The 18611-nt window shown below is 51.3% G+C and carries 15 protein-coding genes, 1 tRNA gene and 2 pseudogenes; 6 read left to right on the top strand and 12 right to left on the bottom strand.

Going from position 1 to position 18611, the window contains the following annotated elements; genetic code table 11:
- A pseudogene (locus tag V6C16_RS02315) lies at nucleotides 1-591 on the top strand (hypothetical protein); the annotation flags it as partial.
- A gap of 841 nt (nucleotides 592-1432) precedes the next feature.
- On the opposite strand, the gene V6C16_RS02320 reads toward V6C16_RS02315, so the two are convergent.
- The 4 genes from V6C16_RS02320 to V6C16_RS02335 all read right to left on the bottom strand — a co-directional run bounded on the left by V6C16_RS02320 (nucleotide 1433) and on the right by V6C16_RS02335 (nucleotide 4763).
- Nucleotides 1433-2974, bottom strand: a complete 1542-nt coding sequence (locus V6C16_RS02320; protein WP_333535887.1) for a type IV secretory system conjugative DNA transfer family protein — start codon at nucleotides 2972-2974, stop codon at nucleotides 1433-1435.
- A gap of 68 nt (nucleotides 2975-3042) precedes the next feature.
- Nucleotides 3043-3681, bottom strand: coding sequence for a DUF6753 family protein (locus tag V6C16_RS02325; protein ID WP_333535888.1), 639 nt, complete (start codon nucleotides 3679-3681; stop codon nucleotides 3043-3045).
- Between the two features lie 13 nt (nucleotides 3682-3694).
- A complete protein-coding gene (locus tag V6C16_RS02330) occupies nucleotides 3695-4363 on the bottom strand; it encodes a nucleotide-binding protein (protein ID WP_333535890.1) in 669 nt (222 codons plus the stop codon).
- A gap of 34 nt (nucleotides 4364-4397) precedes the next feature.
- On the bottom strand, nucleotides 4398-4763 hold the full coding sequence (locus V6C16_RS02335; RefSeq protein ID WP_333535892.1) for a hypothetical protein: 366 nt from the start codon (nucleotides 4761-4763) through the stop codon (nucleotides 4398-4400).
- A 971-nt stretch (nucleotides 4764-5734) separates the two neighbouring features.
- Here V6C16_RS02335 and V6C16_RS14955 point away from each other — a divergent pair.
- On the top strand, nucleotides 5735-5998 hold the full coding sequence (locus V6C16_RS14955; protein WP_442886172.1) for a plasmid mobilization protein: 264 nt from the start codon (nucleotides 5735-5737) through the stop codon (nucleotides 5996-5998).
- Nucleotides 5999-6132: 134 nt separating this feature from the next.
- Nucleotides 6133-6852: pseudogene (locus tag V6C16_RS14960) on the top strand (relaxase/mobilization nuclease domain-containing protein); the annotation flags it as partial.
- Nucleotides 6853-7092: 240 nt separating this feature from the next.
- Here the strand turns inward: V6C16_RS14960 and V6C16_RS02345 are convergent.
- Nucleotides 7093-7329, bottom strand: a complete 237-nt coding sequence (locus V6C16_RS02345) for a hypothetical protein (RefSeq protein ID WP_333535898.1) — start codon at nucleotides 7327-7329, stop codon at nucleotides 7093-7095.
- On the opposite strand from V6C16_RS02345, the gene V6C16_RS02350 reads away from it, so the two are divergent.
- The 3 genes from V6C16_RS02350 (at nucleotide 7294) to V6C16_RS02360 (ending at nucleotide 10435) form a co-directional block, all read left to right on the top strand.
- Nucleotides 7294-8442: a DNA-primase RepB domain-containing protein gene (locus V6C16_RS02350; RefSeq protein WP_333542749.1), complete on the top strand. Its 1149-nt coding sequence runs from the start codon at nucleotides 7294-7296 to the stop codon at nucleotides 8440-8442. The two genes, V6C16_RS02345 and V6C16_RS02350, sit on opposite strands and share 36 nt — an antisense overlap.
- Nucleotides 8443-8453: 11 nt before the next feature.
- Nucleotides 8454-9563 (top strand): DNA-primase RepB domain-containing protein, encoded by a 1110-nt coding sequence (locus V6C16_RS02355; protein ID WP_333535024.1) that lies wholly within the window; start codon nucleotides 8454-8456, stop codon nucleotides 9561-9563.
- Between the two features lie 170 nt (nucleotides 9564-9733).
- Nucleotides 9734-10435, top strand: coding sequence for an adenylate/guanylate cyclase domain-containing protein (locus V6C16_RS02360; RefSeq protein WP_333535023.1), 702 nt, complete (start codon nucleotides 9734-9736; stop codon nucleotides 10433-10435).
- A 34-nt stretch (nucleotides 10436-10469) separates the two neighbouring features.
- On the opposite strand, the gene V6C16_RS02365 is transcribed toward V6C16_RS02360, so the two are convergent.
- The 7 genes from V6C16_RS02365 to V6C16_RS02395 form a co-directional block, all read right to left on the bottom strand.
- Nucleotides 10470-10826 carry a hypothetical protein gene (locus V6C16_RS02365; RefSeq protein ID WP_333535022.1) on the bottom strand — a complete coding sequence of 119 codons (357 nt, stop codon included), beginning with the start codon at nucleotides 10824-10826 and terminating at the stop codon, nucleotides 10470-10472.
- A 105-nt stretch (nucleotides 10827-10931) separates the two neighbouring features.
- The gene (gene lnu(C) / locus V6C16_RS02370; RefSeq protein ID WP_019543803.1) at nucleotides 10932-11426 is read right to left on the bottom strand and encodes a lincosamide nucleotidyltransferase Lnu(C); all 495 of its coding nucleotides are present in this window, start codon (nucleotides 11424-11426) and stop codon (nucleotides 10932-10934) included.
- Nucleotides 11427-11449: 23 nt separating this feature from the next.
- Nucleotides 11450-12487: an IS1595-like element ISSag10 family transposase gene (locus V6C16_RS02375; RefSeq protein WP_002837184.1), complete on the bottom strand. Its 1038-nt coding sequence runs from the start codon at nucleotides 12485-12487 to the stop codon at nucleotides 11450-11452.
- Between the two features lie 267 nt (nucleotides 12488-12754).
- Nucleotides 12755-12831: transfer RNA gene (locus V6C16_RS02380), tRNA-Arg, on the bottom strand.
- Nucleotides 12832-13219: 388 nt separating this feature from the next.
- Nucleotides 13220-14848, bottom strand: a complete 1629-nt coding sequence (locus tag V6C16_RS02385; RefSeq protein WP_333534674.1) for an outer membrane homotrimeric porin — start codon at nucleotides 14846-14848, stop codon at nucleotides 13220-13222.
- Between the two features lie 150 nt (nucleotides 14849-14998).
- Nucleotides 14999-15412 carry a squalene cyclase gene (locus tag V6C16_RS02390; protein ID WP_333534673.1) on the bottom strand — a complete coding sequence of 138 codons (414 nt, stop codon included), beginning with the start codon at nucleotides 15410-15412 and terminating at the stop codon, nucleotides 14999-15001.
- 773 nt (nucleotides 15413-16185) lie between these two features.
- Nucleotides 16186-18611, bottom strand: a 2426-nt coding sequence (locus V6C16_RS02395; protein WP_442886171.1) for an ATP-binding protein, incomplete at its 5' end; no start/stop codon positions are given.

Raw genomic sequence — 18611 nt, forward strand, 5'->3', positions numbered from 1 at the left:
CTGGTTGCGGGCAACGGCGAAGCTGAAAAATGGGTCAGGGACGCCCTGGCGGAGCAAACCGCCGCTATCTGTCCCCAAGGCGCAGACGGGCAGGTTCAGCGAGTGGCAGCACGGTTCGCGCTGTGCGCGGTGGCTGGCATGTTTGCTGTAAAAAATGGCATTTTGCCGCTTACAGCGCAGGACATTACAAGCGCGGTAAAAACCTGTTTTAATTCATGGGTTTACAATCGCGGCGGCATCGGCAGTGGCGAAGACCAAAAAATAATTGAAACATTACATGCCTTTATTGAAACGCACGGGCAAAGCCGGTTCCAAGATTTGAATCCGGCTGAAGATAAAAACGGCAATGTCCGGCCCCAAACCGTCGTAAACCGGGCAGGGTTTAGGGATGGCAACACTTTTTATATCCTGCAAGAGCAGTGGAAAATGCAGGTTTTCCAAGGCTTTGACGCGAAAAGAGCGGCAAAGATACTAAATGAGAAAGGGTATCTGAAAGGCAGGGAAAAAGGGCGGCTGTTGAGTAAAGAGACGCTGCCAGACCTGGGCGCAACTCGCTGCTACGTTGTAAAGCTACCCGAAAGCGAAGAGTAAAATATAGGTCAGCATATTGAAAAACGGGAAACTTATTTCCCGTTTTTTTTGCGCTGTAAAAACGGGAAATGAAAAACGGGAAAAAAAAGACCAATGAAAACAAACAGATATACCCACTTTTCCCGTTTTCCCGTTTTTCCCGCTCCGAAACAGTCAACTTACAGGGTAGTCAATTCCCGTTTATTGAATTTTTGGTATTGATTTCAATGTATTTGGCCCTTTTATAGATTATTCTATATAACTCTGATACTGAATATTTCTACACAACTATAAGTTAGTTGTTTTAAAACGGGAAAAACGGGAAAACGGGAAAACTACATATAACTAGCGCAAATTACTGTATAATATTTTCCCGTTTTTCGTTTCCCGTTTTTTTTTGAAAATAAAAACGGGAAATAACGAAAAGCTTTGATAAAAAAAGAGCGCCCTGCCCAAGAATGGCCGTAGGCCATTCTTGGGTCCCTGGGCGCGGGGTGAGGGGGTGGAAAAGGCAAAGGCAGGGGAAACCTTTCTTTTTTAAAGCCGCAAGCCAGCCAACCCCCCCTGACCGCCCTGCCTTTCTCTTCGCCCCCCTGGGGCGTTCACCCCCTCACCCCCCGCCGAGGGGTCCCCCCGGCCGTAAGGCCGGTGGGGCAAGGCGGCCTTTCCCATCAAAGCGCCAACCCAACCCCCCCCTGACCGCCCTGCCTTTTCCCTTTTCCCATTTTTTAGCCCCTCCCTTCCAAAAAATCGCTCTCATTTCGATTTTAAGCCTCTATTTTTAAAAATCCGCATCCACGCCGCGCAAAACAAGAAAAGCCGCTTAAAAGCGGCTTTCCGGCTTAAATCTAAGCTCATGCTGTTATCCGGCACTATATTTGCCGTATTTCCCTGCAAAAAATTTATCGCTATAGTACGTTATCCGGTCTATCCGCAACGGCTTCATACCGCCCGCGAGCAGAAAAGGCTTTTCAACCTTAGCTTGCATCGCTTCGCCCACCGTCACCAGCCGCCGGGACGTATAACTGCTAGTCATTCGCCCTGACTTTTCATCTTTAGACTGTGTTTTGACTGTTGTATCCCCACACATTTCGCTTATTTGTTCCGCCGTTTTTGTGTCCTCCGCCCCAATAAACAGCTTAATTGCATTGTTTAGGAACTCTTGCCCGCCCTCTTTATAATGGTCCGTCAACTGACTAAGCCCTTGTATTATTATACAAAAGCGTATGTCAAACCCTGCGGCTATGGGCATTGCATTTTTAACCGCATCAAACTTGCCGAGTTGTGCGAACTCATCCATGAGAAATACCAATGGATGCTTCATCTTCTGCAATTCCTGCTCTTGTGCCGCCACCGGCCGCTCATTTTTCTGATTTTGGTTTAGCGCATAGCTATATATCATGCGCAAAAGCATCTGAGATACAGCCAAATTGCCGGGCGACACTACCACATATAAGCTTGAAGGCTCGTATTTAAACATTTCGAGCCGAAAATCTGTACGACTCAGTACATGCGCAATTCTCGGATCATCAAGAAAATCGCACATCGTGTCTACAGTTGCAAAAATGCTCAGCAGCATTTCGTTTTTTTCGTCGCCATCTCCTTGAATTTCAAGGATTTTGTTAGCGCCTTTTGCAATATTGCCGTCAAACTCATCCATGCCTTGCATTTCTTTCAGCATTGCAGTTTTCTTTTCCGCACTTTGAGTAAGCATTTCCCGGACCTTACCCAAGTTTCTTTCCCCTCCCTCAAACTTAGCGCATACGTACAGGATGAACGTAACAAGCACGTTGCGCCCGGATTTCACCCAGAAATCTTCTTCCCCGGCTCCGCCGCCCGACATAGTATGCGCCAGCGCCCGCGCAAGCGTTGTAGCATCTGGACTACCTGCCTTTATGTAGTCCAGGGGATTAAAGCAGTGCGTTTGCTCTGCAATTTCGTGGTACGGGTCCACAACATATACGTTCTGTCCCATTTTTTCCCGCTGCGCTGCTGTAATAGCGTAGTTTTCGCCTTTTATATCGTTGCATATAATGCTGCCACGATATGTAAGTAGTGTCGGTATGATAACGCCAACGCCTTTCCCGCCGCGAGTTTTTGCACACACTAAAGAGTGATACTCCGCCCCAAGCCACTTATCGCCTATTTTACCCATCAATACCCGCTCCCCGGGCTTTGTGACAAGCCCGGCCTTTTCCGCGTCCTCCAGCGTTCCCCACGCCGCCGAACCATGCGTAGTTACCGGCTTTTCCCGCAAAAACACATACCAGATGCACCAGCCCAGGACGAGCAGAATTGTAGCAGCCACGACCTTCAGCACTCCATCATTCATAACAAACGACAGAATATCAAAAAAGTCTTGCGAGAACAGCCACTTCCAGTGATCAATATTGAAATATTCCATGATTTTTTCCTCTTGCAGTCATCCCTGACTGCATGTTGACTTTATATTAAATAGTATTCCACTGTTAATTAAAACAGCTTGCCTATTATCCAATCTGTTATAGCTAACCGATTGAACATATTGCCGATAAGAAAAGCAATTATGAAAATGGGCGTTGCCCATCCAAGATGCCGCCATGCCCCGCCGCTCTGCGCATCCTCAATTCTTTCAGCAACTTGCTGCAAAAGTTTAGTCGCCGCCCTCTTAGCTTCGTCAGCGGATGTTTTTTCGCAGCCGTCAAGCACATCCCGCGCCGCTTTTTCAACTGTTAAATGCAGTTGGTGCGGCAGCTTTTGCATCCTGTTGTCGAGATGTCCGTTCGCCAGCAACATACACATTATGGCGTCATGGCTGCGAATGCCAAAACGCTGCATAAATGCGTACATGTTCGCGCGTGTTTCAGCGCTCATGCTTTCCCCGGTAACGTCCATGTAAGCCCTTTCCAAACGATTCAACGCCTCGTCCGGGTGTTCATCGGCGGCGGGCAACGGCCGGGCAGGCGCAGCGTTTAACGTGCGTTGCGGCACAACCGCCGCCGCCTGTCCTTGCGCAGGAGCAGGAGCAGGAGCAGGGGCAGGAATAGCGCCAGGCTCCGGGCCGTAATCGCCTCGATATTCCGGCGGCAAGTCCTTTTCATCGATTTCTGCAATGTATTCAGTGCTTTGCATGGTATTCCCCTTTTTATCCGACCAGTTGTGCGAACGCAGCGTGAAACTCGTGCCGGACTCTTTCCGCTTCGATCTTTTCGCCAAAATCCAAGTCGCCGACCTGGTCCCAGCGCAGGCGCCCGTTGCGGATCGCAGCCATTACACGGTCCGCGCAGTCCGGGAAGTTAATTTCGCCGCCGCCCGCAGCAAAAATCTTGTCACGGATTTTTGAGCCATCCCAAATCTCGTATTTTTCCGGCCCGCCCCAGTAGCCATTTTTTACAAAAAATACAGGCGTTTGCGTAAAAACTGCGTGGAAATCTGCGAGCAGTTCAACGCTATCCACCTGCCTGTTTGCGACCCATAAAACGGCCAGTTCAGCACCCATCTCATTGACATTGTTAGCAATAATGCTGCCAAACTCGTTCCAGCCAGAGCGAGCGGGGTTGTTGATCAGGATAACGTCTGCCGCCGTTTTGTGCGCGATAGACGCAAGTTGAATAAAGCCTTCGCGGTTATCCAGGCACACAGCTACCGTTTCAACAGCCTGGCCGTATGCTTTGGCAAGGTCCGGGTTTTTAGTGTCTGCCTCTATAAGCAGTACGGTTTTGCCCGCCGCAAGGGCGGTATCCAGTACCGCGCTGGAAACCACGCTTTTGCCTGTGCCGCCTTTGTCGCCGCTTATGCTGATAATTTTTTTCATGGGTTTGTATCCTTATATATATGCGTTTCAGGTTTTACAGGTCTGCGCCGCGGTCCGGCCGAATAACAAATTGCCCGGGCGGGGTTACCGGCGGAGCGGTTTTAGCCGCAGCCGGAGCAGGAGCTTTTTTCTGCTGCTTAGCTTCCCTCTTTCTACTGCTGTTAGTCATATCCATAACTGTGCGCATCGAAATTTCAACGCCGGAAGCCTTCAGCGCTTCCATCACTTCATCCCACGTTGCACCGTTTTTCCTGGCGGCACGGATGCTTTTTTTCATCATAGCCACTGCCTGCTTTGTTCTCACCACGTCCGAATCAGCCGCTTTTTGAGCCATCCCATTTAGCGCTTGGATAGCAGCTTCGATGCTTCCTTTTGCAAACGTTTTTCTGCGTTTTTGCATTTTGACCTCCTTTTTCCTTCCTTTTCTCTTCAATTCAATGTCACTGTTGGTTCACAACTTTTGCATAACTAAATAATACACATCTCAAACAACGTGTCAAGCGCATGGCAAAAATGTACTTTATAAGCAAAAAAGATGCATTTAAAAATTCTAGCATGTTTACCATATCTCTCAATTTATATTCCATGTGTTTTCGCCACGTTTTCAACCCTTACGCACTCGTCCAAAAAAATAATGTCAAAAAGCTTGACATTGTTTTGCATATGTGTATCAAGGTTAGTTCATTATCTCTTCACTTTTTATTCAACCAATTGAAATATAACGTAATCATCCTTTCATTATCAGTTCAGGCGCTTAGCAAGGCATGTGCAGGAGTCCTTCCCAAAAATGTTTTTTTGTTTGTCAAGCTTTTTCTTTTTAGCTTCAGTCGCACATCGCAAGTCGATCAGCAAAGCTATTTTTTTATGTCACCTATGCTGCAAGCATCTTGCAAAAATGGCTGTAAACCGTTGCACAGAGCCGACATTGACATTTCATTGTATGTTCGTATTATATTCATATGAAGAACATGTTTTTATGCACTTTCACTAGTAACAGGATGGCCCTTGTGGCCACAACTCTGGCGAGTTGCGTCCACTGCGGGCAATCCTGCCTTCCCCATCCGGGGAAGGGTAGGCAAACTCGCAGCTTCGCTGCTCGTTTCTAAGAACGAACCAAAAAAAAGGACGTTTAAAAATGATCAGGGTCATTAACAAAATCCGTGCTCTCATGGCTGATGCTCCCCGCTTTACTAACGCTGACCGCAGACACTGGTATATTGTTGACCGGATCGCTGCGCTTGAAAAAAGAGTCGAAGCACTTGAAGAAGCTAACCGCTCTTCAAAACGCTAATAGACCAAAAAGGCGTGAGGCGGATAAACCGCCTCACGCCAAAGGAGTAAGTAAAAATGAAACGTGAACCTAAAAACCAGATGTTTAAATTCCGGCTGACTGAAAAAGAAAAGGACTTTATCCGCACTCAAGCTGAAGCTGCTGGACTCCCTGCAAGTGAATACGTTCGCGCCCTTGCGTTGGGGTATGAAATTAGAACACGGGCAGACGCGGCAGTGCTAAATGAACTGCGCCGTTTGGGCGGGCTTTGCAAACACTTGTATAACAGCGGTATGGACCCCGCCGCCACGGGCTCCGCCCTGGCTGCGCTGGGACACGCAGCTGACCGCCTGGCCCCGCGTTAGCTGGAGCATCTATATATAATGATAGGTGGCATGCGATGATAGCGAAGAAGCAGCCAAAAAACATGCAGTACACAAAAAGCCGCGCACAAGATGTAAGCGACTTGTGCCGTTACATTTGTGACGCCCGCAGCCACATGACCAGCCGCCCCACGTCCAGCGCCGAGCCAGAAAAAGTGATTTGCTCCGGTTCATTGGGCCTGAACTTTAAAACCTTGGATGCGAAAATTTCAGAAATGGCGGGGCTTGCGTCTCAAGCGAGATCAGGCCAGCCCCTTGATCATTGGGTATTGTCTTGGCAAGGGCATGAAACGCCTACGCCCGAGCAACTCCATGAAGCGGCCAGGATTTTCGTTCATGAGATCGGGCTTGACGGGCATCAAGTTGTATACGGCGCACACCAAAACACGAAAAATACCCATCTGCATCTTGCCATCAACCGCGTAAGCCCCGTTACAGGCAGAGTGGTGAAGGTAAACAAAGGCTTTGATCACCTTGCCGCAGCTCGCGCGATATGTGTCATTGAACACGCGCAGGACTGGGCGCAGGAACCGAACCCCGTATTTCATATGACGCCGGACGGCCCACAACAGCGCACAGACCGCAAGCGCGGCCTGTCAGACGCTGCCCGCGTCGCTGAGCGCAGCACAGCCCTGCCCAGCCTTGAGCGCAGAGCAAAAGCCCTGGCCCCTACAATAGCCGCCGCCACAAACTGGCAAGACCTGCACCGCCGCCTTGCGGCAGAAGGCGCGACATACGAAAGGCGGAAAGGCGGAGCGGTAATAAAATTTGGCAAGTCTGGCTTCATTAAAGCCAGCAAAGCTTCCCGCGCCGCAAGCCTCGCTGCTTTGGAAAAGAGGTTCGGGCAGCCTTTCCAGCGAGCAGAGCGCCTAGTTCCAAAGCCTTATGAACCTAAGCCCCCGGCGCTCCGCCACGATCTTGACCCCGTCAGCCTCATTCTTGCCCTCATTTTCCGTCTCCTCGGCTTCCACCGCGCCGCTCGCACGTTGCTACACACTCAGCAAGAGCTAGAACGCGCCGCGCTCCGCCAGGCCAAATTTCACAGCGCCCAAGCCAAATGGGCCGCGCAAAGCGTATTACGCGAAGAACATCAAGCCGCCCGCGCCGAGCTTAAAGCCGCGCAGGATGCCGAACTTGCCGCCGTTAAAACAATGACTCCCGGCCAGGCCCTGGCTTACTGCAAACAGCACAATTTGTTCCCTGCCGACACTACCACCACCCAAAAACAAACCACTGCTACCGCCCCGGCCACAGGGGCAGCAGAGAAGGAAGAAGCCATGGATAAGCACCTCCAGAATTTCAACATTGTCCACGCCGCGCTTGCCGCCGACCGCTACCGCTTGATAGCAAAAGACGAAGCTGTGGCCCCTGGCGAAACTCCCCGCCACTTTACGCACGGCAAGAAAAATGCCGGGCCGGAAGAACTCACGGAAACAGGCGCTTTCCGAGGCTGGACGCAGGACGAAGTTCGCGCCCACATGCATGAAGTTGTGGAAGCCGCTATTCAAGACAGCTACGGCACATACATCACCCCCCTTGCCGCTGACACCCACTACATCCTAATCGACGACATCAACACCCCGGAAAAGCTGGAAAAATCAACAGTATACGCCGCCGCACTGGAAGTGGAAAGCAGCCCCGGCAACCGACAAAAAGTGCTGAAAATTAAAGCCGACCCCGATCCCGCGCTTGCCAGGAGGGCCGCAAACGCTTGTGCCGCGCGGATAAATCAGGAGTGCGGCGACCCCGCAGTGCGCAACGGGGAACAGGCTTGGCGGCTCCCTGGTTTTTTGAACAACAAGCCCAAGCACCGCGCCGCAGACGGCTCTGCGCCCGAAGTTACCATGCTCCCTGCCCGCGGCGGTTACTGCCCGCAGGCGCAGCATATATATAATGAAGAAGCTGCCCGCCTGCGTGAACTCCAGCGCCAGCAGCCGCAGCAGCCGCAGCAGGAAGCCCCGGCCGCAGTGCGCGGCAGCATGCCCACAAGCGAAAAGAATCATCGAGGTATCCCATGGACCGACCTTTACCGCGAGCACGGCACCGACCTTGCAAAAAAAATTAAGGGTATTGCAAGTCGCAGTCTGGATTATGCGATGGCATGCAGGCTCCGGGCAATGGGTTACTCTGACGGCGAAGCCGTGCGAATTTTGGCGCATGGGCGCGAATGGACTGAAACCGTGCGCCGTGGGTCAACGCCTATCGGTACCTGGGATCAGGAAGTAGCGCGAGTGCAAAAAACTGTCCGCGATGCATATTACACCCCGGCCGGCGACCGCGATTCTGGCCGACTTGGCCCCAACGCAATAAAATCTGCCCACAGGGTTGAAAGCGACTACGCCCGAACTCTTCGCGCCCAGCAGCCGCAGCCCGCCCAAGAACCCGAACAGCAAAAAACTCGCCGCCGCCGCAGCCGCGGCAGGTAAGGAGAAAAGCTATGTCAAAAATGATCAAGCTCCCCGAAATGAAAGTAATTTCAAGGGAAGAGGTTCAGGCACGAAAAGAAAAGTCCGAACAGGAGATCGCTATGAAAGAAAAATATGCTGAAAATGAATATCCCCAGGAATATGAGCGCTTTGAAAGTTTTTTGAAAGCGCTGGAGGCGGATAGCGTCAAGCTGACGGTGACGGACAAGGACGGGCAGACCGAGGAGCACACGTTTACAGCAGAACAGGCGCAGGGCGAGGCCTGGCGGTTGCTGGCGGCGCGGGATGCCGGGGCGATGGTAAAAGTTGAGCCGGAAGCCAGGGAGCATAAATTTGTTGTCGTGTCGGGGCTGACAGAAGCCTCCCTGGCGGCGATGAAAGCGGATGGGCATATGCCTGCGCTGACAACGGAAACAGCGGCGGGGCGGTTCCAGTCTGTATTTAAAGTCAGGGCGGGAGCTGAAGGCGAAATCCAGAAAATCCGGGAGACCCTACAAACCCGCTACGGCAACGGCCAGCAAGAAGGGATAGTGGTCCCCGGTTTTTACGGAAACAGTCTTGACCGTATTCCGCGCATTGTTTCATGCAACGAAGCTGCGCCGGTCCTGGGGCCGGAGAGGCTGGCGGAACGGCTACAAGAACAGGAACCGGCGTATGCCCAGGCATTCAGGGAGGAGCAAGAGCGTATGGCAGGGGAGAAGAAGAGAAAGGAAGAGGAGGAGCCGGGGCAGAGGAAAAAGGAAGAGCCGGAGCAGATGCAGGAGCAGGGGCCGAGCCTGGGCATTTTCACTATGCTGAAAAAGCTTATAATGTTTATCGTTGATGTGGTAAAGCAGGGCTTCGACAGCGCAATCAAAAATTTCAATTTGCAGAAACATTGCGGGTTTAGCGTGAAAGAGACGAAAGAGGCTCCGCCGTATTGGCGCGACAAAAGCCAATGGCCGCAGGCAGAGCTAGAGCAAAAACCGGAGTTTAGCCGGGAACAAAAAGCCGCGGCTGAACAAAAGGCTGAGGCTCCGGCGCAGAAAGTAGCGGCGATCAGGGAGATTAAGGCCCAGGCGCAGCAGGAAGTTCAGAGCCAGGAAGCAAAAGCTGCCCGCAAGCGGAGCCGGGGGCGGTAATGCAGGGCTGGGCAATATTAACTATTGCCGCATTAGCCGGGCTTGCTGCGCACTTCGCGTGGCAAGCCCACGACTTGCGGCGGGTTTTGCGGCAGTATGCAGGGGCAAAGGTAGCACGAGTTGCACCCGCTGAGGCGATAGGGGCCACGGGCAAACGCACGGAAGCTACTGTGATATTTACAGATATGCGAGGATTTACAAGTATTTCAGAAAGGCTAACTCCGGAGCGCGTAGCACTACTTTTAAAAATCGTGCTATCTCCGGCACTGGAAGCTATCCGCGCTGCTGGCGGTGAAGTTGATAAAATTCAAGGGGACGCGATATTGTATAGGCATGCGGACGCTGAAAAGGCGTTGGAAATGCTGGAAGAGGTGCAGCAAACGCTTGAAAAAGCTGGAGAAAAAGCGAGGAGGATTATAGGGGAGACTCCGCAATTTTACAGCGGTGTGCATAACGGCCCGGTATATTTAGGGTTTCTCGGCGCGGCGGGCGGGTTTGTTGACTATACAGTAATAGGAGATGCCGTAAATGTCGCTGCACGGCTTCAAGGGCTTGCGGCGAAATATGGCGTGGCGGCGATTATTTCTGGTGATGCATACAGAATGGCCGGAAAACCGCAGGCATGGCGGCTGCTGGATGTTGTGCAGGTTAAGGGAAGGGCGGAGCCTCTGGACATATATACAAAACCAGCCGATTTAGGCGCGTGGGCGGCGTTTGAAAAAGCGCGGGAAATGTACGTTGCCGGGGATTTTAAGGCGGCTGAGGCGGCGTTTAGAGCGGCTGGGTATGGGATGTGGGCGGGGCGCTGTAAGCAGCTGGTGGTGGATAGGCCGGGAAAGTGGTTGGGCGTGTGGAACTGGACGGCGAAGTAAAAGGCGGGCAAAAGCCCGCCTTTCTCCTTAATTACTAACCAGTTGTTTTTGGGTAAGCCGGAACTTTGAACTCCTCTTCAAATTCATCAATCTTGTAACAATATATTGTTGGGACAATTTCGTCATTTTTGTCAATAATGAATTGTTGAAAAGGTTTCCCATCTTTTCCAAATAGTGAATTTTTACTGTGCCAGAATATAACATTACAGTTTTCCAAAAATTCACGTTCATTATTTATTTTTTTTTCAATCATACTGTCGCTAACACTCATATATGTGTCTTCAGAATCTGGAGTATAAATGATAGCAACTTTTTTATCGTCATAACAACAGAGTGTGTGCTTTATTTCATTGGCAGCACCATTTATTATCCGAACTTCTTTAGATCTCATTTTACACCCCCTCTTTAAATATTAGGCTATGTCACAACAAACAGTTGATAAATAGCCATTTTTATAGGGGAGTATCAGAACTCCCCTACAAACTGTTATTTGCAGTTATCTATACTCATTTGGAATTTCGATATGAAGTGTCTCACACAATAACTTCACATCATGTGCATCATTTTCATCAAACTCGTATCCCAGATGGAACATTACTTGACTATATGGTTCAATACAGGAAACCTCTATTTCCTCAATTCTTCCTTTACCCGAAAAAGTTTCTACCGGAAAACAATCCCCATCATAAAGAATTTCACCTTCGTCCGTATATTCAAAACAATGCAAATCAATAATTCTGTTTTTCAAATCTTCCCATACAGTATGGTTCAATGTTGTATATTCCATCTTAATCTCATAAAAGCCATTAGCTTTCATTATTTCTATAAAGTTCTGATAATCGTTCTTTTCTACAAAAATGTCAATATCATTATGGGCTCTTGACTGATATCCAAGAAGAGCATCTACACCCCAGCCACCATCAAGAAAGACTTTAATCTCCGCATCTATTGCAAATTGAAGAATCTGTTTTACATCTGTTATATTGACCATCTTATCATCTCCACAAATTCTAATTAGGCGACCAGAGGAACTGCTGGTCTGTTTGATAAATCTCTGCATTTAGCAGTTTTCAATGTTGCCAAAACGAAAGTTAAGAAGATGTTCCTTTTCTCCATGTCGCTTTCTTTGGCGTAATTTACAAGGTTATTCCACACAAGATAGTTGTTCAGATACTTGGTAGAAACACCGTTAAAGCCACGCATAAACCTCTTTAGCTGGCTATGGTAGCTATTGATATGTTGGATATTATAAATGCCTTTCTTGGCTTTGCCAGTCTTTAACTGCACAAGGTCAATGCCATTGGCATTTGTAAATCTCACATAGGAGTTCATCTTGTCCGTAACAAGAGTGGAATTGGTCTTAATCCTACCATCATAAATATGATGTAAATCTCTTGTAGAAACTCTACCAGTATTCGTAATCTTGGAGATAGACAAGCCATTCCTATTAACCGCACAAGGAACACATACCTTTTCTTGGGACAAGCCTCTGATATGTGTAGAATGACCACGCTTATGAGCCTTGCGTGGCATAGCAAATGTCTTACTCTTGCTATGATTGCCCTTGTACGAGATGGCGAAAAAAGTTTCGTCAGCCTCAATAATGCCGTCAAGGGTAACATCGTCTGCCATATTCTGAAGTGCATCCAAAATCTTGTGTCTCCAAAGGAATGCGGTGTTTCTGTGAATCCCACAAGCAACAGCAGTCTTACGAATGGATAAGCCATTCATCATACAATCAATGTACTGCTCCCACACGGACAAGTCTTTTCTTGTACCAGACACAATGGAGTTCGTAGCAATCACGAAGGACTTGCCACAATCCTTACATACATATCGCTGTGTGCCATCTTTACGATGACCATTGCGAACCACATGGATACAGCCACAAAGAGGGCATACACGACCATTTGCAAAGCGTTCCTTTGCTACGAAATCTTCAATATTCAAAGACTTTACAAAGGCAGGACTTAAAAGCATTGTTTTAAGGCTTTCCTGCTCTGCGACAGTCAACTTACCGATAATATCTAATGCGTCTTTGATAGTAGGCATATCCAATTACCTCCTTCGGTGGTACTGTTTCTTACTATTATTATACGCTATTTCTCGTCAAAAATCAACCATTTGTTGTGACAGAGCCAAATATTATAATGGATTGAGAAGCAAGCGGCTTCGCCGTTCCACCATCAGCTAATAAGCAGGATAACTTATATAGCTTTGTGGCGTCACCCTTTTTCAAACATTTTCTTGCCGTGTGGGGCAGGTGTGGGGCAAGACGAAAAAAGGACTCACGGAATTTCCGTAAACCCTTGAATTTTCTGGTGCGCCCGACAAGAATCGAACTTGTGGCCTACAGCTTAGGAGGCTGTCGCTCTATCCAACTGAGCTACGAGCGCACAATCGTGTTGTTATATTTATCCTTTCGCACTGTGTCAAGTTGTTTGGCCGTGTAGTGTATGTCGGACGTTTGTTAGTGTTTTTAGAGCAATTTCACTTTGAAATTGCTCTGGCGGCTGCGTGAGCAGACGTTCGCTACGGAGGCGTAAGCGCAGTTTATCTGCGCTGTTAAACGCCGAAGTGAGCGTGCCTTAAACTTTGAGAATGTATATTCTCAAAGTTAATCTGCTCTAATGCTCGAAACGGGGATGATGAGGCCAAGGGGATAACAATAAATCCGCTGCCTTCCAGAGAAGGCGGCGGATCAATACGCGCGGGAAGGGGACGCGCGCGGTTGTGGGATATATTCCGGGGCTTGATTCAAGCCCCGGCTGCTTTTAGCAGAGATTAGAAGCTGTAGGCAAAAACGAGCTGCGCTTTCCAGGCATCCTGCTTTTCAAAGGAGCCATTGCCGCTGCCGCCATAGTAGCCGTCTTTTTTCCAGGTGTCTTTATCAATCATGTTGGCAACGTAGCCCAGTTCAAGGTTGGCTTCCAGATTTTCGTAGATCTGCCACTGGTTGATCAGGTTGAACTCCAGCAAGCCGTCGTTGGTGGTCAGATAAGGGCCATCCACGCCAAAGCCGCTGTTCCACGAAGAGGCGGACTCCATATACTTGACCATGGAAGGAGCGTTGGTGCCGCCCCAGTAGGCCACGCGCAGGGTGTGCTTGATGTCTTCGATGAAGCTCATGTCTTTAAGCTGACCACCGATGCCCCAGGTGCCGGCATAGGTCATATTCCAGTCGCAGATGTCGCCGGGGCCAGCGCCCCAGGCCATGTTGCCATCACCCACGAAAGAGGTGAAGTTGCCCGCTCCGGCAATGGAGGGCATGCGCTTGGAGCCGCTCTTGATATCGCCGTCATCACCGGAACCGTACCAGCCGAAGATGCCGGGGGTGGCCCAGTCCATCTTGTACTCTACAAGAGCCTTGGCAACAAAGCCCTGGCGCTGGGTGCTGCCGCGAACGATATCGCTATCGTTGCCGCGCTTTACCACATCGTAGCGGCCCATGCTTTCAACGTAGCCGTAATTGATGTCAAATTCGATATTGAACGGGTCGAACATGGTGATGCCAATGGGCAGGCCCACCCAGAACATGTTGCCATACTGCTTGTTCGTTGTGCGGGAATCAAGCGGAGTGGCGCCGGCAAAATTGAATCCTTCGGTCAGGCCGGGCAGGCTCTGGCCAAGGATACCGTCGCTGGTTTCCCAAGGTTCGTTATTATTGATTTCGCTCAGGCCGCGCAGGGCGTTACGTCCCAGCATGCCGTACATGGCCCAGGGGGTAACCTCTACGCCATCAAAGGTCACAGGAACGGAGACAGCGAAAAGATCAATGTTGTCCAGATAGTTGTTCTTCGCCTTGCGGTCGCCGTTGCCGTATTTCTCGGCATCGAAGTTGTCATTGACCGGGCGCGCCCAGAAAGCGGTCAGGCCAACGTTTTCATTGAACTTGTAGTTGCCGACAACAGCAGCCACGTCGCCATCAAGCACAGCGGATCCGCCAGCCATATTGGGCAGGGCCAAACCCTGGATGCCCATGCGAACGCGGGCGTCAGTCTGGGGAATGATCCAGTCAAGATAAGCGTTCTTCAGTTTGATGACGTTGCTGCCGTCAGCACCAAGAGCGCCGCCTTCATCGGCTTTGCCCCAGTTCTGGGTGCCGATTTCAAAATAAACGGTACCGGACAGGTTTTCGGAAGCAACGGCGTCCAATTGAAGACGCAGGCGCTGAGCAGCGCCGAACATGTCGTTGTCGTTAATTTTTTCTTTGGCATAGCCGCCCTGCGGGGTACGTGCATGGGAGGCCAGAGGCGCATCAGCCACGCCGAAGCCCATGAGCCATTCACCCTGCGCCTTAAATTCGATGGCCTTGGCTCCCCCGGCCGCACCCACGAACATGCCGGCAGCAAGCAACGCCACCATGCAGCTTTTTTTGAAACGTTGCAGAAGTTTCCTTTCCTTGATGCTCATACCTTTTCCTCCATATGGTTTTCGCGGTTTACGCGGGAACTTTTCCGCAATGCCGCGTTATGGGCTGTGTGCCTCATAGTGCAGACAGAGATGGCGCCAGGCCGTAACCATCAAAGGTGTTTGTTTTGTTGCGTGACAGGCGGGAGGCGCTCAGTTGTGGCGTTCGTGCTCGTGATCGTGCACGTGCTCCTTCTTGTGATGACCGCATTTGCAGTTGGCGCAGTTGCCTTTGCAAACGTGCTTTTTTTCTTGCTGGATAAGCACACGGTTGCCGTCAACCGCCATGGCAAAACCACTTTCTCCCTTAAAGATCACTCGTTCGGTGCCGAAGCCGCCAAGGATCAGAGAATTCTTGAGCGTGCTGACAGCTGAGGGAACGGGCTGGTGCACTTGGCGCACGTCAATGAAAATACGTTTGCAGTTCATGTGGTTGATGCGCAAAAGATCAATGACAGCGTCAGCCTGGCGAGGGCCGAACTGGTCATTGAGACAAATGTGAAGATTGTCTTGACTGAAGCGGTGGGTAACGTCAGAAACCGGTGCAGAATCACCATTATAAGCCATGCTTTGCCTCCGCTGTATGTAATTGCATGGCGCACCTTGGCATAGTTGAAAAACGATGTCAACAGAATTGAAATTCTTTTTCAAAAACTTTGGAGCAGAAGTTCGTATGATGCTGCAAAAATAGGAGTTCTCATGCATGAAACCCATACGGCTTTGTATCACAAAGGGTGGCTTGCCGTGCCATTAGAGCATTTTAACTTTGAAAAAGTGTAAATGATCTAACGCAGCCCGAAAGTGCAGCGCGTCGCAATGTGGCGCGGATTCAGCCGAAAATCGTATTTTTCGGCTGAATGAACACTTTGAAATGTAAAGTATTTCAAAGTTAATCTACTCTAGAGCAGATTAACTTTGAGAATATACATTCTCAAAGTTTAAGGCACGCTCACTTCGGCGTTTAACCGCGCAGATAAACTGCGCTTACGCCTCCGTAGCGAACGTCTGCTCACGCAGCCGTCAGAGCAATTTAAAAGTTAAATTGCTCTAGCTTAGCTTCATTTTTAAACCGCTGTGATAGATGCGTGACCAGATGCGCGTTGCAAGGGCGAAAGTGCAGATACAGTGTCTATCCTGGGGACTGCGGGCAGAAGAGGACAGGGCATGCGTTTGCGCTCTTGGGTCCATAGTGTACGTTGTAATCTGTCCAAATTATAATGTTCGCAAAGCTGAAATGCTCTGAATAGCCGGGGCGTTCATGCCGGGAGCGAAATGATAACGCCGTCGCCCAAAGGACGACGGCGTTATCATTTCGCTTGATGTAAAAGGCAAGGCAGAGATCAGGCAGCCCTGATGTTTCCGTGCTCCACGTGAAAAAGGGCAGCAGCGGGATCTGTTTTGCGCAAGAGGTCAACCATGTGAGGTTGGCAGGTAAAGTAAAGCATCTGATGCCCCTTGCCGTTTGTTTCGGCCGTCAGGTCCACAAAGGCCCTCGCCGTGCGTTCGGCCCGCTTGGGGTCGAAATTGACCAGCACGTCATCCATGATGACAGGCAGGGGGGCGGCATGGGCCGCATGGTTTTTGATGTAGGCCAGCCTCAGGGCCAGGTATGCCTGTTCGCGCGCGCCCCTGCTGAGATTTTCGGGGGCAAGCGCTTCGCCTTGGGCAGGCAGAATGCTCAGGGTTTTATCCTCAAGAGAAGCGTTGATGCCCCTCCACCGGCGCCCTGTGATGCGCGCGAATATTTCTGAAGCAAGGCGAATGACCTCGGGCTGCCGTTCGCGTTCAAAGGTGTTTTTGGCGGCTTCAAGAATGCCCCTGGCAAGCGCTCTGCGGCTCCATTCATACGCCATGCGTTGCATGCTTTCTTCCAGCGTGGCAGCTTCTTGCTGCAATTTTGCCAATTCGTCGTCATGCGACAGGGCCTCCACCCTGGCGCGCAAGCTGCTGACCCGGTCGCCCAGTTCCTGTTCCTTTTCCTGGAGTTGAGCAAGTTCCGCAGCGATTTCTGCGCAACGGCTTTCCTGAGCCTCACGGCTTTCGTGCTCAAACTGTGGCAAAAAATCTTCAAGCGGGCATTTGTCAGCCGCAAGGCGCAAGGCATCTTCAAGGTCCAGTTTGCGTTGTCCCAACTTACGTTGTTCTTCGTGCAGCGCCGCCTGACGCAAAAAATCTTCGGCGTCGTGTGCCCCGGCAAGGGTAAGCAATCCGCACTCGGCATGCAGAGCTTTATCCAGAGCTGCCTGGGCGGCACGAACCTCATCGTCAAGAGCGGAAAGCTCCTGATCCATAGTCTGTCGGCGTGTGCGGGCCGTGACGGCGCTTTCCGCTTCTTCAAGCAAAGAGTCAAGGCTGAGCAGCCAGTCCGGACTGCCATCAGTGTCAGTTTTGGGCGAACGGTTCAGGCTGTCGAACTGGAGGGCCAGGGGTTCCCGCAGTGCGGCCAGTTCTGAACGACTTTGAGCCAGTTCAGTTTTGGCACGCTCAAGGGCCGATTCCGCAGCCAGGCAGTTTTCCATATACTTGAACGCTTCTCGCACGGTTTCCGGATCAAGCTCCGCTCCAAGCCCCAGGCCTTCAAGACAATGTGACCATTGGCTGCGGGCGGCAGCAAGCCGGTCTTCGGCACTGCGCAGTTCCGCAGTGGCTTCAGCCTGACGGGTGAGGACGCGCTGTCTGTCACTTTCCGCATTCTGGAGCGCTGCTTCGGCCTTGATGCGCCGTTCACGCGCGGTATCGGCCTCCCGGCATGATTCCAGTATCTGGCGTACAACTTCGGCAAGCATGTCTGAAAAAGCGGTCTTGGATGTTGCGTGGCGGGACGATTCCGCCTCTGTGGCCTGTACCGGCAGGGATGCGGCCATTCCTTCCCCGGCGGGCAGACGTTCGGCCACAGCGGGGAATCGCTGCATGTGTTCTTCGGCATAGGCAAGGCCGTCCTCAAGGGTGCGCAGTTCATTCAGGGCTGCGGCCACGGCGCTGTATGCCAGCCGGGCGGATTCAACCTTGGCGAAAAAAGCCGTGGCTCCCTCTGGCGCGGGTACATTGCCGACCTTGAGGGTAAGCATGAACTCATGCCAGCGGCGGCGGGTTTGCTGCACCACGCTTTCGGCCTCCTGATACAGAGCCTGGCGCTTGCTTACCTCGGTGCGCGCAAGGTCGAGAGAGCGTTTGAGCGCATCCATGTCCTTACGAGCGCGCTCCTCAAGGAAGCACTGTTCCCGTTCCCGCTCCAGCAGCACCTCTGTGGCTTCCAGAGTGACCATATCCATATTCTGCACCTGGGCTGTACGGCAAAGCTGGCGGGCCTGCTCTTCCAGCTCCGCCACATGAGCGGCGCAGGTGTCACGACGGCCGGTCAGCTGGGCCAGTTCCTTTTTGCGGCGTTTGGCTTCCGGTCCATTGTGCGGCAGGCCGCCAGCAAGAAAGCCCACGCCGCAAAGCAGTACCAGATAGCCGGACCAGAGATTGACCGGCAAGTCCACGCCTTCGCTCAGGGCAATGTTTGTAAGCCCCATGCGCCAGTAGGCCAGCAGCAGGGCCACGCCAGCAGCAAAAAACAACAGACCCAGCAGCAAAAGCGGAAGGTTTTTGATGCGCTTGACCGGCGGCTCGTTGTCCAGTCGGGCATCAAGTTCTTCAAGTCGTTGTTTTTCCGTGACCAGAGCGGCAGAAAGGGCGCGCAGCGAGCGCAGGGCCGCGGTGCGGTTATCAAGGGCCTCGCGGGTGGGGCCATTAATGCCTCGCTGTTCTTCTCGCAGGGCCT

Source organism: Desulfovibrio sp. 1188_IL3213 (assembly GCF_036763145.1).
GTDB lineage: Bacteria > Desulfobacterota > Desulfovibrionia > Desulfovibrionales > Desulfovibrionaceae > Desulfovibrio.